At 66.2% G+C, this 1,304-nt stretch carries 1 pseudogene; it reads right to left on the bottom strand.

Annotated features, from left to right (window positions below):
- A pseudogene (locus PPA02S_RS23125) lies at window positions 1-1,304 on the bottom strand (sugar-binding protein); the annotation flags it as partial.

Here is a 1,304-nt window from a genome sequence, read left to right as displayed (position 1 = left end):
CCGGCGGCCGGGTACCAGGTGCGCACCTTGAACAGCGTGGTGGCCAGGGTACTGGCTTCGTCGATGCGCTGATTGGCATCGTACTTCGGCGCCGCAGGCTCGGATTCGAGGACCGAGTTGCCGTGTTCGTCGAAGCGCGTGAGAACCACCTCTTCGCGCAGCTTGGTCGGGTCATCGCGCAGCTTCCAGCGTTTGGTCACGGCATAGGGCAACTGGAAATAGGCAGGCTGTTCGTCGAAGGTCTTGCCGGGTTGCTCGTGGTAGCGGGTCTCGGTTTCCTGGATGTGGCCGGCCTGATCGATGACATGCAACGTCATCAGGTGGAAGCGGTTGAAGGTGCTGGTCATGGTGCGCACGACCGGCGCCTTGTCGTCGTTGCCCTCGTCGTCATCGACCTGCAGGTATTCGACCACGGTGCCGTAGGTGAAGGTGCTGCTGGTGGACTTGTAGAGGTTGTCCTCGCCATTGTCGGCCCAGGTGATGCCGCTGCCATAGCCCAGGAAGTTATTGCTGGTGTACGTGTAACGGGTGACCATGCGCGGCTGCCCTGCGCCGGGGTCGATCACATGCCGGGTGACGCGTGGCAGGGCCGGGTGGGCATCGCCGGGGTAGCGGTGGCCCGCATCGAGGTATTCGATACGCTCGACGGCGCCGGTGGGGGTGCTCACCTTGCTCAGGCAGGACAGCCCACGCACTTCGGTGTACTCCAGGCGCCAGCTGGCTTTTTCGTCGGTGGGCAACTCGATGGCGTAGGGGCGCCGCCGGGCCGGGCTACCGCGGCTGTCGAGGAGCATCCGGTAGCTGGCCAGCGGTGTACCGCCAGGGCCGGCGCCGGGGTGCAGGTCGAGGCAGACCTCACCGCTGGCGTAGCTCAGTTTGAGCAGCACCAGGCCGGTGTCGTCGGTGAGGGTTTCCAGCCGGGTGGTGCCGGCCACGTAGCCGAGGGTGACGGCATGGCCGGTGGCCGCTTCGACGCGCACTGGCAGCGCGACCCGTTGGTTGCTGGGGCCTTGGCTGTGCAGGTGCTCGACCAGGCCGGACTTGTGCACGATGCGAAAGCGCTCGGCGCTGTCGGCATGGAAGTGGAAGGTATCGAGCTTGCGTTCGCGGATGGTGGGCTGCTCACCGTCGCCGGTGACCTTGAAGGTTTCGCCGGTGTGCAGGCTGAGCATGCGGGTGGCGGGGGTGTACTGGCTCAGCACCAGGGTCCAGCCGACGCCGAAGCCGCTGTCCAGGTCGCTGAGCGGGTTGAACGAAAGGCGCAGGGGCAAGGCCGGGCCGCTGAGGTCGTTGCCGAGCAGTTC

Source organism: Pseudomonas parafulva NBRC 16636 = DSM 17004 (assembly GCF_000730645.1).
Lineage (GTDB): Bacteria > Pseudomonadota > Gammaproteobacteria > Pseudomonadales > Pseudomonadaceae > Aquipseudomonas > Aquipseudomonas parafulva.
The sequence above is the reverse complement of the archived record's forward strand: the minus strand, read 5'-3'. Positions and strand labels throughout refer to the sequence as shown.